This is a genomic window from Streptomyces sp. AC627_RSS907, assembly GCF_019049165.1.
On sequence record NZ_JAGMUE010001105.1, the window covers coordinates 1 to 592 of the forward strand.

Consider the following 592-nt stretch of genomic DNA (forward strand, 5'->3'; position numbering starts at 1 on the left):
GTTGAGGAAGACCACCTCGCGCTCCGCGGCGCCCTTGGCCGGGACGCGCACGGAGGACTCGAAGACCCGGGTCAACGTGATCGCCTTGCGGACCTCGCCGGTCATGACCGCCTCCACGCGCTTGGGCGGGGTGGGCCGGAAGCCCTTGGCGGCGGTCTGCTTCTGGCGGTGGTAGGAGGCGAAGAAGACCACGCCCCCGCCGTCCTTGGTGCGCAGCCCGACCGGGGCGAAGTCACCGCCGTGCGCGGGGGTGTCGATGTACTCGGTCCAGTACTTCGGCGTGCGCACGTGCTTCTGGCGCTCCGCCCGCAGCCCGGAGGTGGCCGGCCCGTCCGCGAACTCCGTGCCCTCGCCCGTCATCAGGTAGTTCACGTACGAGGAGCTGAGCCGGTCCGGGCGTACCGCGAGCCCCGAGTCGGCGCCGGTGGGTACCGGCTTGGCGAAGCCGTCGGCGTCCAGGGCGAAGTCGGGCACCTCGTCCTTGCTGAGCAGCGACAGGTAGGCGGCCCGCCACGGCTCGTCGGGCCCGCCCCGGGTGAACATCAGCATCCAGCGGTCGGTGCCGCGGTTGCTGTCCGCGTCGGCGACGAAG

General features: G+C 72.1%; 1 protein-coding gene. It reads right to left on the reverse strand.

What is annotated here, in order from left to right:
• On the reverse strand, positions 1-592 hold a 592-nt coding region (locus KUM32_RS40525), incomplete at both ends, for a hypothetical protein (RefSeq protein ID WP_217146687.1).